A 13,777-nucleotide genomic window follows, 5' to 3' on the forward strand; every position below is an offset into this window, starting at 1 on the left:
GTGGGTGCCCGTCGGCGCCCCCGCATGACGGGACGTTCCCCCAAAGGCCATGGAAGGCTCCCTGACGATCTGGCTCGCCATCGCGGCCATGACTGCCGCGGCGATCTTCGCCGTTCTCCTGCCCCTGTCGCGCCCGACCCCCGCAGCCGCCGCCGAGATGGACGTCGCCGTCTACAAGGACCAGTTGGCGGAGATCGGCCGCGACGCGGAGGCGGGTCTCATCGGCGCGGCCGAGGCGGAGGCCGCCCGCGTCGAGGTCTCGCGCCGGCTGATCGCCGCCTCCGAGCGCGTCGCCGCCGTCGTCGGGGAAGGCGCCACGCGCCGCCGCCGCATGGTCGCGGTCGGCGCCATCCTGGTCATTCCCGCCGTCGCCGCGCTCGCCTATGGCCTGAAGGGTCAGCCCGGCTATTCCGGCCAGCCCCTGGCGGAGCGCCAGCGCGCCGCCCCCGCGCCCACCGACATGGCCGGCCTCATCGCCCGCATCGAGGCCCATCTCGCCGCCAATCCCGGCGACGGCCGCGGCTGGGAGGTCGTCGCGCCCGTCTATCTGAGGCTCGGCCGGCTGCCGGACGCGGTCCGCGCCCGGAGCAACGCCTTGCGCATTCTCGGCGCCACCGCCGACCGCGAGGCCGACCTCGCCGAGGCCCAGACCCTCGCCGCCGGCGGCGTCGTCACCGCCGAGGCCAAGGCCGGATTCGAGCGGGCGGTCGCCCTCGGGCCCGGCCATCCCAAGGCCGGCTATTTCATCGGCCTCGCCGCCGAGCAGGACGGCAGGACGGAGGAGGCGCGCAGTGCCTGGGCGAAGCTGGTCGCCGAGGCACCCGCCGGCGCCCCCTGGATCGGCCTGCTCCAATCGGAGATTGCCCGCCTCGGCGGCACGCCGGCGCCAGCGGCGGCGCCCGCGCCGCCTCCCGCGGCGCCGCCCGACATCCGCGCCATGGTCGACGGCCTCGCCGCCCGTCTCGCCTCCGACGGGTCGGATTTCGAGGGCTGGATGCGCCTGGTGCGCTCCTACGTCGTCCTCGGTGAAGCCGCCAAGGCCCGCGAGGCCGCGGCCAATGCCCGCCAGCGCTTCGCCGGCGAGGCCGACAAGATCGGCCGGCTCGACGGGCTGGTCAGCGAACTGGGGATCGGCGGCTCATGACCACCACCGGCACACCCGTCTTCGTCCGCGGCGGCATGACGCGCAAGCAGCGCCGCCTGACGCTGATCGGCATCGCGCTGGCGGTGCTCGGCCTCGCCGCCGGGCTGGTGCTCTATTCGCTGTCGGGCTCCATCACCCTGTTCCAGTCGCCGACCGACATCGTCGAGAAGAACCTCCAGCCCGGCGCCCGCATGCGGCTCGGCGGTCTCGTCGAGGCCGGTTCGGTGCGGCGCGGCCAGAACATGGAGGTGGCCTTCACCGTCACCGACGGCCGCAACGCCATCCCCGTCTCCTATCGCGGCATCCTGCCGGACCTCTTCCGCGAGGGGCAGGGCGTCGTCACCGAGGGCGTGCTCGGCCCCGACCGCGCCTTCCGAGCGGACAGCGTGCTCGCCCGCCACGACGAGAACTACATGCCGAAGGAAGTGGCCGACAGCCTGAAGCGCCAGGGCCACTGGAAGCCGGGCGACCCCGCGCCGAACCCGAACGCCCCGGCGAGGTCGAACTGATGTCCCCCGAGATCGGCCATTTCGCCCTCGTCCTCGGCCTCGCTCTGGCGCTCGTCCAGTCGGTCGTGCCCATCTGGGGGTCGCGGCGTGGCGATAACGCCCTCATGGCCACCGCCCCGCCGGTGGCCCTCGGCCAGTTCGCCTTCGTGGCGCTCGCCTTCGCGACGCTGACCCACGCCTATCTCGTTTCCGACTTCTCGGTCGAGAACGTGTTCATGAACAGCCATTCCACCAAGCCGCTGATCTACAAGATCTCCGGCGTCTGGGGGAACCACGAGGGCTCCATGGTCCTCTGGGTGCTGATCCTCACCCTGTTCTCGGCGCTGGTGGCGCTGTTCGGCCGCAACCTGCCGCTGACCCTGAAAGCCAACGTGCTGGCGGTGCAGGGCTGGATCACCGCTGCCTTCCTGCTCTTCATCCTGAAGACCTCCAACCCCTTCGCCCGCATCACCCCGGCCCCGATGGAGGGCCGCGACCTCAACCCGCTGCTGCAGGACGTCGGCCTCGCCATCCATCCGCCGCTGCTCTATCTCGGCTATGTCGGCTTCTCCATGTCCTTCGCCTTCGCCGTGGCGGCGCTGATCGACGGCAAGCTCGACGCCGCCTGGGCGCGCTGGGTCAGGCCCTGGACGCTGGTCGCCTGGATCTTCCTCACCGCCGGCATCTCCATGGGCTCCTACTGGGCCTATTACGAGCTGGGCTGGGGCGGCTGGTGGTTCTGGGACCCGGTGGAGAACGCCTCGCTCATGCCCTGGCTCGCCGGCACCGCGCTGCTCCATTCCGCCATCGTCATGGAGAAGCGCGAGGCGCTGAAGGTCTGGACGGTGCTGCTCGCCATTCTCACCTTCTCGCTGTCGCTCCTCGGCACCTTCCTGGTGCGCTCCGGCGTGCTGACCTCGGTCCACGCCTTCGCCGTCGATCCTGAGCGCGGCGTCTTCATTCTGGCCATCCTCGTCGCCTTCATCGGCGGCTCGCTGGCGCTCTATGCGTGGCGCGCGCCGACCCTGAAGCAGGGCGGCCTCTTCGCGCCGGTGTCGCGCGAGGGCGCGCTCGTCCTCAACAACCTGTTCCTCACCGCCGCCTGCGCCGCCGTCCTCGTCGGCACGCTCTATCCGCTGGCGCTGGAAACGCTGACGGGTGCCAAGATCTCCGTCGGCCCGCCCTTCTTCAACTGGACCTTCGGCCCGCTCATGGTGCCGCTGATGATCGCCATGGTCTTCGGCCCCTTCCTCGCCTGGAAGCGCGGCGATCTCGTCGCGGTGACGCAGCGCCTCACCCTCGCCTTCGCGGCGGCGATCCTCGCCACCCTGGTCGCCTATGCGGTGAGCACCGGCGGACCGGTGATGGCGCCGCTCTTCATCGGCCTCGCCTTCTACGTCATCGTCGGCGCGCTGCTCGACATCGCCGAGCGCGTCCAGCTCTTCCGCGCGCCGGCGGCCACCAGCCTCGCCCGCGCCCGCGGCCTGCCGCGCTCGGCCTGGGGTGCCGCCATCGCCCATGCCGGCGTCGGCGTGATGCTGCTCGGCATCGTCGGCGAGACCGCCTACAAGCAGGAGACCATCGTGCAGATGCGGCCGGGCGACAGCGTCTCCGTCGCCGGCTGGGACATCACGCTGCAGGGCCTCGTGCCTGTGCAGGGCCCGAACTACCGTGACCTCGTGGCGCGCCTGACGGTGCGCGAGGGCGGCGTCGACGCCGGCACGCTCGCCCCCGCCAAGCGCGTCTATACGGCCCGCGCCATGCCGACGACGGAAGCGGCGTTGAAGACCCGCGGCGTCTCCCAGCTCTACGTCTCGCCGGGCGATGCCGGCACCGACGGCTCCATCGCCCTGCGCTTCTTCTACAAGCCCATGGTGCTGCTCATCTGGATCGGCACGTTGGTGATGATGCTGGGTGGCGCCCTGTCGCTCTCCGACCGGCGGCTGAGGGTCGGCGCGCCGAAGCCCTCGGCCCGCCGCGCCGCCGCCGCCGTCCAGCCGGCGGAGTAGGCGATGCGCGTCCTCGCCCTTCTGCTCGCGCTCATGACCGCGACGCCCGCCTTCGCCGTCCTGCCGGGCGAGCGCCTCGCCGATCCGCGCCTCGAGGAGCGCGCGCGGGCGCTGAGCCAGGATCTGCGCTGCATGGTCTGCCAGAACCAGTCGATCGACGATTCCGACGCGCCGCTCGCCCGCGACCTCCGGGTGCTGGTGCGCGAGCGGCTGGCTGCGGGCGACAGCGACAGGCAGGTGTTGGACTTCCTCGTCGCCCGCTACGGCGAATTCGTCCTGCTGCGCCCGCGCTTCGGCTGGCACACGGCTGTGCTCTGGGGGGCGCCGATCGTCTTCCTGCTCGCCGGCATCGGCTATCTCCTCATGGCCGCCCGCCGGCGCAAGCCTTCGCCCGTCGCGGTCACGCCGCTGAGCGATGAAGAGAAGGCCAAGCTCGAGGCGGCGCTCAAGTCCTGATGCGGCTGGGGCCACGACCCCATCGGCAGTGAAGCAGCCGCCGCACTCCCCACCGCGGCACCTTACGAAGATGTAATGTCCCCGACAGGGTGAGGTAATCCGCCCTGCGCCAATCTCCCCTCACACACGGCGCAGACCCCGTGTCCCCTCATTCGTGGAGATTCCCCCATGACGTCCCGTATTCGTGCCGCCCTTCTCGGCACCGTCGCAATCGCCGCCGTCGGCGCCGGCGTCCTGGCCTTCGAGCCCGCCCGCGCCCCCTTCGTCGCCAGCGCCACCGCCCAGGGCGCGATCACCGCGCCCAATTCCTTCGCCGACGTCGTCGAGCGGGTGAAGCCCGCCGTCGTCTCCGTCCGCGTCACCCAGGCCGCCCCGCAGGCCATGAACTATCGCGAGCTGCCGGGCATGGACGAGGACGACAACGGCCAGATGGAGCGGTTCATGCGCCGCTTCGGCGAGCAGTTCCGCAACGACCCGCGCTTCGGCGGCCCCGGCACCCCCGGCGGCCCGCGCTTCGGCGGCCCCCGTGGCCCCGGCGGCCCGCGCGGCATGTCCCAGGGCTCCGGCTTCTTCATCTCCGCCGACGGCTACCTCGTCACCAACAATCATGTGGTGCGCGGCGCCACCGAGGCCGACATCGTCCTCGACAGTGGCCGCACCGTGAAGGCCAGGGTGGTGGGCACCGACCCGCGCACCGACCTCGCCCTGCTGAAGGCCGAGGGCACGGACTTCCCCTTCGTCCGCTTCGCCGCCAATGCCCCGCGCATCGGCGACTGGGTGCTGGCGGTCGGCAACCCCTTCGGCCTCGGCGGCACGGTCACGGCCGGCATCGTCTCGGCCCGTGGCCGCGACATCGGCTCGGGTCCCTATGACGACTTCATCCAGATCGACGCGGCGGTGAACCGCGGCAATTCCGGCGGTCCGACCTTCAACGCCAACGGCGAGGTGATCGGCGTCAACACGGCGATCTTCTCCCCCTCGGGCGGCAATGTCGGCATCGCCTTCGCCATTCCCTCCGAGACGACCAAGACCGTCATCGCCGCGCTGCGCGAGGGCGGCACGGTGGAGCGCGGCTGGATCGGCGTGCAGATCCAGGCGATCACGCCTGAGATCGCCGAGGGCCTGAAGCTGCCGAAGCCGGAGGGCGCCCTCGTCGCCGGCGTGCAGGCGGGAAGCCCCGCGGCCAGCAGCGACCTGAAGCCCTCCGACGTCATCGTCGCGGTGGACGGCCAGCCGGTGAAGGACGCCCGCGAGCTCAGCCGCCGCATCGCGGCGGTGCGGCCCGGCACCACGGTGCGCCTGACCGTCATCCGTGACGGCGCCGAGCGCGCCTTCCCGCTCACCCTCGGCCGACTGCCTGGCGACGAGGCCTCGGCCCAGCCCGGCCGCCGCGCCCCCGGCGGCGAGCCGGCTCCCGAGGCGGCGCCGGTCACCCCGCGTCTCGGCCTTTCGGTCGAGCCGGCCGGCCGCGGCGAAGGCATGGTGGTTACCGAGGTCGACCCCTCCGGGCCCGCCGCCCAGCGCGGCATCCGTCCCGGCGACGTCATCCTCGACGTGGCGGGCCGTTCGGTCTCCTCGCTGCGTGACGTGCGCGAGGCGCTGAACGCCGCCCGCGCCGACGGCCGCCGCTCGGCCCTGATCCGGCTGCGTTCGGGCGAGGGCCAGCGCTTCGTCGCCATTCCGCTCAACCCGAGCTGAGGCGATGTCCTCCGGCGTCGAACCTTTCCGACGCCGGCCACCACTCACGAGTGATCCCGCGCCGGCAACCCCAGTCGCCCCCCGCCGGCCTGGATCCTCTCGAGCGGGGCGGTCGGATCTCCATGTCCGGCCGCCTCGTTTTTCGGTGTTTTGCCGACCCCGTCTCGCACAGCGCCCGAGAGCCCGTGTAACATGCCCTCCATGCGGATTCTGATCATCGAGGACGACCGCGAGGCGGCGTCCTATCTCGTCAAGGCCTTCAAGGAGGCGGGCCACGTGGCCGACCACGCCGCCGACGGCGAGGACGGGCTCGCCATGGCCTCCGACGGGCCCTACGACGTGCTCATCGTCGACCGCATGCTGCCGAAGAAGGACGGCCTCGCCGTCATCGCCGAACTCAGGGCCGCCGGCCGGGACACGCCGGCGCTGATCCTCTCCGCCCTCGGTCAGGTCGACGACCGGGTGAAGGGCCTGCGCGCCGGCGGCGACGATTATCTGCCCAAGCCCTACTCCTTCTCCGAGCTCCTCGCCCGCATCGAGGTGCTCTCCCGCCGCCGCACCACCGGCGCGCCGGAGACCGTCTATCGTGTCGGCGACCTCGAACTCGACCGGCTCTCCCACCGCGTCAGCCGCGGCGGCGGGGAGATCATCCTGCAGCCGCGCGAGTTCCGCCTGCTCGAATATCTGATGAAGAATGCCGGCCAGGTCGTCACCCGCACCATGCTGCTGGAACACGTCTGGGACTATCACTTCGACCCCCAGACCAACGTCATCGACGTCCATGTCTCGCGGCTGCGCGCCAAGATCGACAAGGGCTTCGACAAGCCGCTCATCCACACGATCCGCGGCGCGGGATATACGGTGCGCCCGTGACCGCCGCCCCCGCGCCGTCCGGCGCCGCCGCGGCGAAGCCTGCACGCCGGATTTCCGGCTTCCGCTCGCTGCTGTCGACGACCGCCTTCAAGATCATCGCGGCCTATCTCTTCATCTTCGTGCTCTTCGCCGGCTTCGTCATCGGCTGGCTGGGCTTTGCCACCCAGCGCCAGCTCACCGACCAGCTCACCGAGACCATCACGGCGGAGGTGCGGGGCCTCGCCGAGCAATATGCCATCGGCGGCATCCGCCGCCTCGTCGAGGTCGTGGACGAGCGCAGCAACCGCCCCGGCGCCTCGCTCTATCTCGTCGCCACCTTCGCCGGCGTGCCGCTGACCGGCAATATCGGCGAGCTGCCTGCCGGCACCCTCGCGCGCCAGGGCTGGATCGAGACCGACTATCGCCGCGCCGACGAGAGCACGTCCGACCGGCCGCACCGCGCCATCGCCCAGGTCTACGGCCTGCCGGGCAATTTCCGCCTGCTGGTCGGCCGCGACCTCGAGGAGCGCGACCGCATGCGCGAGATCTTCGGCCGCGGCTTCCGCTTCTCGGTGGCCGTCGCCATCGTCCTCGGTCTGCTCGGCGCCTATTTCGTCACCCGCCGGGTGCTCAAGCGCGTCGACGCCATGACCGAGATGTCCCGCCGCATCATGGAGGGCGACCTCACCGGGCGCCTGCCCACGGCCGGCTCGCGCGACGAACTCGACCGCCTGGCCGGCTCCGTCAACGACATGCTCGCCCGCATCGAGGCGCTGATGGCCGGCATGAAGGAGGTCTCCGACAACATCGCCCACGACCTCAAGACGCCGCTGACGCGCCTGCGCAACAAGGCGGAGGAGGCGCTGAGGGTCGGCGGCTCCGACGCCGCCTATCGCGCGGCGCTCACCGGCATCATCGAGGAGTCCGACGGGCTCATCCGCACCTTCAACGCCCTCCTGATGATCGCCCGTGCCGAGGCCGGCAACCAGCGCGAGGGCATGGTGCGGCTCGACCTCGCCGAGATCGCCCGCGGCGTCGCTGAACTCTATGAGCCGGTGGCGGAGGAGGCGCACGTCGCCCTCACCGTCACGGCCGCGCCGGTCAGCGTCACCGGCAATCGCGAACTGCTCGGCCAGGTGGTCGCCAACCTCGTCGACAATGCGCTGAAATACGGCGCCACGGGGGAGGGCGGCGAGGTCGCCGTCACCGTCGCCGCCGAGGACGGCGAGGCGGTCGTCACCATCGCCGACCGCGGCCCCGGCATCGCCGACGCCGACCGCGGCCGCGTGCTCGACCGCTTCGTGCGGCTGGAGACGAGCCGCTCCCGCCCCGGGTCCGGCCTCGGCCTCAGCCTCGCGGCGGCCGTGGCGCGCCTCCATGGCGGGCGTCTCGTGCTCGAGGACAACCGGCCGGGTTTAAAGGTGGCGCTGCGTCTGCCACGATCGGCCGATGACCCGAGCGTTGCCGCCCGACCCGTCTGATTCGCATGCAAGCCTGATCGACCGGCTGGCGGCCGCCCCCGTCCTGCCGAAGGGCGCGACGGTGGCGAAGCGCATCGCCGGCTTCCTCGCCGCCGTCGACGACGGCGAGCTCCGCGCCGCGCTCGACCGGGTGCTGAAGGCGCCGAAGGCCCGCGCCCTCGTCGCCGGGGTCCTCGCCCATTCGCCCTTCCTTTCCGCCATCGCCGGCCACGATCCCGCTCATCTGCTGGCGGTGCTGTCCGAGGCTCCCGAGGCCGTCTTCGCCCGGCTGAAGGCGGAGGCGGCCGCCGCCTGCCGCAAGGCGCGCAGCGACGAGGGCGTCGGTCGGGCGCTGCGTCGCTTCCGTGCCCAGATGGCGCTGCTGGTCGCCGTCGCCGACATCGGCGACGTGTGGCCGCTGGAGCAGGTGACCCGGGCCCTCACCGAGACGGCGGACCTCGCGGTGGCCGAGGCCGTCGCCCATCTGATGCGCGACCTCGCCGATCAGGGCATGCTGGCGCCCGCCGACCCCAGACAGGCGGAGGTCGGCTCTGGCTACATCGTTCTCGCCATGGGCAAGCACGGTGCTTTCGAGCTGAATTATTCCAGCGACATCGACCTCATCGTCTTCTTCGATCCCGACGTGGCGCCGATGAAGCCGGGCAAGGATGCCCAGCCCGCCTATGTGCGCCTCACCCAGCGGCTGGTGAAGATCCTGCAGGAGCGCACCGCCGACGGCTACGTCTTCCGCACCGACCTGCGCCTGCGTCCCGACCCCGGCGCCACGGCGGTGGCGATCTCCACCCCCGCCGCCTTCCATTATTACGAGACGATCGGCCAGACCTGGGAGCGCTCGGCCTTCATCAAGGCGCGGCCCTGCGCCGGCGACATCGCGGCGGGCGAGGCCTTCCTGAAGGAGATGCAGCCCTTCATCTGGCGCAAGTACCTCGACTATGCCGCGGTGGCCGACGTTCACGCCATGAAGCGGCAGATCCACGCCTTCCGCGGCCACGACGCCCTGGCCGTCGAGGGCCACAACATCAAACTGGGGCGCGGCGGCATCCGCGAGATCGAGTTCTTCGTCCAGACCCAGCAGCTCATCGCCGGTGGTCGCAACCCGGCGCTCAGGGTGCGCGACACCGTCACCGGACTGCATCGCCTGCGCGAGGCGGGCTGGGTCACCGAGGAGACGCGGGCCGCGCTGGAGCGCGCCTACCGGTTCCTGCGGCGGGTGGAGCACCGTCTGCAGATGGTGGCGGACGAACAGACACACAGCCTGCCCGAGACGACGGAGGCGGTCACCGGCATCGCCCAATTCCTCGGCTATCGCGACCACGCCGCCTTCGCCGCCGCGCTGACTGCGGAGCTGCGACCGGTCGAGGCCGCCTATGCCAAGCTCTTCGAGGCGCTGCCGCCGCTCGCCGAGGTCAAGGGCACGCTGGACCTCACCACCGACCCGCCGAAGGGAACGACGCTGGCGGCGCTCTCCGACCTCGGCTTCGCCGATCCGGCGATGGCGGTGGCGACCGTCCAGGCCTGGCAGCAGCCGAAATCCGGCGGGCTCAGGGCCCGCGACGCCCGCGACCGGGTGGCCGAACTCGCCCCCGCCCTCCTCGACGCGCTTTCGCGCACCGGCGACGCCGATCTCGGCCTGCGCGCCTTCGACCGGCTGCTGACGCGCCATTCCCAGCCGATCGAGCTCCTCGCCATCCTGCGCAGCCATCCCGACCTGCTGGAGCTCATCTCGCAGATCCTCGGCTCGGCGCCGCGCCTCGCCGATCTCCTCGGCCGCCGCGCCCATGTGCTCGACGCGCTGCTGGAGCCCGCCTTCTTCGGCGAACTGCCCTCCGACGCCGATCTCGCCGCCAGCCTCGCCGCAACCCTCGCCATGGCCCGCGACGCCGAGGACGTGCTCGACCGCGCCCGCATCTTCGGCCAGGAACAGCTCTTCCTCACCGGCGTGCGTGTCCTCGCCGGCACCGTTTCGGCGGAAGCCGCCGGCCAGGCCTTCGCCCGCCTCGCCGAACAGCTCATCAAGGCGCTGCACGCCGCGGTGACCGACTGGATCGTCGCCTCCCACGGGTCCATCCGCGGCATGCGCACGGCCGTCGTCGCCATGGGCAAGCTCGGCGGCCGCGAGATGACGGCGGGGTCGGATCTCGACCTCATTCTCCTCTACGACCACGATCCGAAGGAGAGCGCCTCGACGGGGCCGCGACCGCTCAGCGGCGGGCATTATTTCGCCCGTCTGACCCAGCGCCTGATCAGCGCCCTCTCGGCCCCCACCAGCGAGGGCGTGCTCTTCGACGTCGACCTCAGGCTGCGCCCCTCCGGCCGCTCCGGTCCAGTCGCCACCCATATCGACGGCTTCCGCGCCTACCAGGCCAAGGAAGCCTGGACCTGGGAGCACATGGCGTTGACCCGCGCCCGCGTCGTCGCCGCGACCCCCGGCTTCGAGGCGGAAGTGACGGAAGCCATCCGCCGCGTCCTCACTGGCAAACGGCCGGCCAAGGCGACCCTCGCCGACATCGTCGACATGCGCAGGGCGATCGCCGAGGACAAGGGCGACGACGACCGCTGGGACCTCAAATATGCCCGCGGCGGCCTCATCGACATCGAGTTCATCGCCCAGGCGCTGCAACTCGTCCACGGCAACCGCCATCCCGACATTCTCGACACCAATACGGTGCGGGTGCTCGACAAGGCCGCCGCCGCGGGCCTGCTGAAGCCGACCGAGGGCGACGTGCTGCGCTCGGCCTGCCGCTTCTACCAGCGCTTGACGCAGATCCTCAGGCTCTGCCTCGTCGAGGGTTTCGACCCGCAGACCGCCGCGCCCGGTCTCAAGCGCCTGCTGGCGCGGGCCGGCGAACTCCCCGATTTCGCCACTGTCGACGCCCATCTGGCGGAGGTGCAGCGCCAGGTTCGCAAGGCCTTCGTCGCCGTCGTCGGGCCGCTGTAAGGGATTTCAGGCGCCCCGCATCGGCCAAGTGCGTCCTTCGAGGCTCGCTGACGCTCGCGCCTCAGGATGAGGAGCGTGGTGGGTTGCACCGCCGGGTGAAACGCGACCGTCCGGCACCACTGGGCCTGATGAAGGACACCTCCCTCCTCATCCTGAGGTGCGAGCCCCGCGGCGACGCGTCCGCGTCGCACGGGGGCGAGCCTCGAAGGACGCACTTGCCCGATGCAAGGCCCCCGAAGTCTCAGGCCTCCGCCTTCGCCTTGGGGCCGGCGACCGGCAGCCGCACCACCACCGTCGTGCCGCGCCCGAAGGTCGAGCGGATGCGCAGGGACCCGCCGTGCATCTCGGCCAGCGACTTGGCGATGGCGAGGCCGAGGCCGGAGCCCTGGTGGTTGCGGGAGAACTGGCTCTCCACCTGCTCGAAGGGCTTGCCGAGCTTGTTGATGGCGTGGCGGGGAATGCCGATGCCGGTATCCTCGATGGCGAGGGCGATGATGCCGCGGGCCTTGCGGGCGCGCACCGAGATCATGCCGCCGCGCGGGGTGAACTTCACCGCGTTGGAGAGCAGGTTCAGCGTGATCTGCTTGATGGCGCGGCGGTCGGCGACGAGGTCCATGCCGCCCGGCACCTCCGCCTCCATCAGGATCTCCTTGTCCGCCGCCATCTTTGAGACGACGCGCATGGTCTCCTCCAGCGTCTCCTCCAGGCAGGTGGGGCTCAGCTCCAGCGACAGCCGGCCGGCCTCGATGCGGGCCATGTCGAGGATGTCGTCGATGACGGAGAGGAGGAAGTGGCCGCTGGCATGGATGTCGCGGACATATTCGAGGTATTTCTTCGCCCCGAGCGGGCCGAAATGTCCGTCGCGCATCACCTCCGAGAAGCCGATGATGGCGTTGAGCGGGGTCCGCAGCTCGTGGCTCATATGGGCGAGGAATTCCGACTTGGCGCGGCTCGCCTCCTCGGCCTGGGTCTTCTGCTCGGAATATTTCTCGGCGAGCTCGGCAAGCTGCTGGGTCTGCATCTCCAGCGCATACTGGCTCTTCTGCAGGTCGGCGACGCTCGCCCGAAGCCGCTGCTCGCTGGCGGTGACGTGGGACTCGTGCCGCTTCAGGGCGGTGATGTCGGTCCCCACCGAGACGAAGCCGCCGCAATGGGTGCGCCGCTCGCTGATCTGCAACCAGCGCCCGTCGGCGAGCTCCACCTCGAAGTTGCGCGAGCCGTCGGGGTCGTGGGTGGGCAGGATGTGGCCCTGCTTGATCTTGGCGCCGCCGCCGGCGGCGGCGAGCAGCTCGCGATAGCCGGCGCCCGGGCGCGCCTCGTCGTCGGCGAGGCCGTTGAGCTCGCGGAACTTGGAATTGCAGACGACGATGCGGTCCTGGTCGTCGCAGACGACGAAGGCCTCGGAGATCGTCTCGATCGCCTCGCGGATGCGATGGTCGGCGGCGGCGTTGCGGGCGGCGAGTTCGAGCTGCTCGGTGATGTCGACGACGATGCCGACGAAGCGGGGATGGGCGACGCCGGCGAGGGTGAGGCCGCGGCCGCGGGCGCGGAGCCAGATCCAGCGCCCGTCGGCGTGGCGCATGCGGAACTGGAAGTCGACGGCGTTGCGGGGGTCGAGATCGGTGAGCTGGGAGATGCCGCCGAGATAGCCGTCTTCCGGGTGGAGGATGGGGAACAGCTCGTCGAAGGTGACCAGGCCCTCGCGGCCCTTGATGCCGAGAATCTCGAACATCGACGCCGACCAGTACATCTGGCTGGTGCCGATTTCCCAGTCCCACAGGCCGCAGCCGCCGCTCTCCAGCGCCGCGTCTATGGTGGCGCGGGCATTGTGGTTGATCATGTCGGCGGTGGCCGCCCGCATGGTCTGGATGTGGAAGGCGAGGCCGATGACGAGGAGCAGGAGGCCGGTGGTGGCGAAGAGCGTACCGGTCAGGAGCGAGTTGCGGGCCCACATGCCGAGCGCCTCATCGGTGTCGCGCAACACGAGGAACTGTGCCAGCGGCGCCGCCAGCGGGCGTACGATGACGACGGCGTCCTCCTCCGTCGAGAGACGGACCGGGGTGGGGCTGCTCGTCGTCGGCGGTATGGCGGCGAAGACCTCGCGCAGCGGCTTGCCGAGCAAGCGGGCGCGGGCCGAGGCCGGGGCGACCGCGACGATGGTGCCGGCGGGATCGGTCGCCAGCATGACGCGGCCGGCCTGGGCGCCGATTCGCGGCGCCGTGTAATCGAAGGCCGCCTGCACGGCGGCCGTGGCGTCGCCGCCGGTGGCGGCCACGCGCTGGTTGAGGTCGATCTCGATGGCGGCGGCGGCGGTGTCGAGGTCGGCCTTGACGGCGACGAGCGCCTCCGTGCGGCTGTTGAGGATCTGTTGCAGCGCGCCTGCGCCCATCACCACCAGGAAGGCGATGATCAGGGTGGGCACGAGGCGGCGCAGGGCGGGCTCGTAAGGGGCCAGCCAGGACTCGAAGGAGGCGTCGACGGAGCGGGCGAACCCGTTCAGTCTCAAGGCATGAATCAGCGCGTCCGCGCTGGGCGCAGAACTGCGCTCCATCGCCGGTACCCCCGTCGAATCTCTGAATTTGCGTTCGGAGACCGAGCCCCAGCCCCTCCGAATCGCGGTCATAAGAATCGATTTGCCGGAGGGCTGTCTAGAGTCGCCGAATCACACGTGCGGAAATTTTTGGTTAACGCCGCTAGGAAGATTTGCTTCG

Annotated in this window: 9 protein-coding genes; 8 read left to right on the plus strand and 1 reads right to left on the minus strand. The window is 71.1% G+C overall.

Translation table 11 applies throughout. The features are described 5' to 3' along the window. The first annotated feature begins 61 nt into the window (after positions 1–61). From ccmI to C6569_RS02845, 8 genes are all read left to right on the plus strand, one after another. Positions 62–1,144 carry a c-type cytochrome biogenesis protein CcmI gene (ccmI, locus tag C6569_RS02810; protein WP_106750867.1) on the plus strand — a complete coding sequence of 361 codons (1,083 nt, stop codon included), beginning with the start codon at positions 62–64 and terminating at the stop codon, positions 1,142–1,144. Positions 1,145–1,179: 35 nt separating this feature from the next. Then, positions 1,180–1,653 (plus strand): cytochrome c maturation protein CcmE, encoded by a 474-nt coding sequence (ccmE, locus tag C6569_RS02815; RefSeq protein WP_106750868.1) that lies wholly within the window; start codon positions 1,180–1,182, stop codon positions 1,651–1,653. After that, the gene (locus C6569_RS02820; RefSeq protein WP_106747411.1) at positions 1,653–3,641 is read left to right on the plus strand and encodes a heme lyase CcmF/NrfE family subunit; all 1,989 of its coding nucleotides are present in this window, start codon (positions 1,653–1,655) and stop codon (positions 3,639–3,641) included. Before ccmE ends, C6569_RS02820 begins: the two co-directional genes overlap by 1 nt. A gap of 3 nt (positions 3,642–3,644) precedes the next feature. Continuing rightward, complete coding sequence (locus tag C6569_RS02825; protein ID WP_106747412.1) at positions 3,645–4,097, plus strand: cytochrome c-type biogenesis protein; 453 nt, start codon at positions 3,645–3,647, stop codon at positions 4,095–4,097. 168 nt (positions 4,098–4,265) lie between these two features. Then, positions 4,266–5,795 carry a Do family serine endopeptidase gene (locus C6569_RS02830; RefSeq protein ID WP_106747413.1) on the plus strand — a complete coding sequence of 510 codons (1,530 nt, stop codon included), beginning with the start codon at positions 4,266–4,268 and terminating at the stop codon, positions 5,793–5,795. A 201-nt stretch (positions 5,796–5,996) separates the two neighbouring features. Beyond that, positions 5,997–6,668: a winged helix-turn-helix domain-containing protein gene (locus C6569_RS02835; protein ID WP_106750869.1), complete on the plus strand. Its 672-nt coding sequence runs from the start codon at positions 5,997–5,999 to the stop codon at positions 6,666–6,668. Further along, positions 6,665–8,128 carry a sensor histidine kinase gene (locus C6569_RS02840; protein WP_106747414.1) on the plus strand — a complete coding sequence of 488 codons (1,464 nt, stop codon included), beginning with the start codon at positions 6,665–6,667 and terminating at the stop codon, positions 8,126–8,128. Before C6569_RS02835 ends, C6569_RS02840 begins: the two co-directional genes overlap by 4 nt. Next, positions 8,097–11,066, plus strand: a complete 2,970-nt coding sequence (locus C6569_RS02845) for a bifunctional [glutamine synthetase] adenylyltransferase/[glutamine synthetase]-adenylyl-L-tyrosine phosphorylase (RefSeq protein WP_106747415.1) — start codon at positions 8,097–8,099, stop codon at positions 11,064–11,066. The genes C6569_RS02840 and C6569_RS02845 overlap by 32 nt, the downstream gene beginning before the upstream one ends. 241 nt (positions 11,067–11,307) lie before the next feature. Here the strand turns inward: C6569_RS02845 and C6569_RS02850 are convergent, their stop codons facing one another. After that, on the minus strand, positions 11,308–13,572 hold the full coding sequence (locus C6569_RS02850) for a sensor histidine kinase (RefSeq protein ID WP_181313884.1): 2,265 nt from the start codon (positions 13,570–13,572) through the stop codon (positions 11,308–11,310). Positions 13,573–13,777 lie beyond the last annotated feature (205 nt).

This window comes from Phreatobacter cathodiphilus, from assembly GCF_003008515.1.
In the GTDB taxonomy this organism is placed as follows: Bacteria; Pseudomonadota; Alphaproteobacteria; order Rhizobiales; family Phreatobacteraceae; genus Phreatobacter; species Phreatobacter cathodiphilus.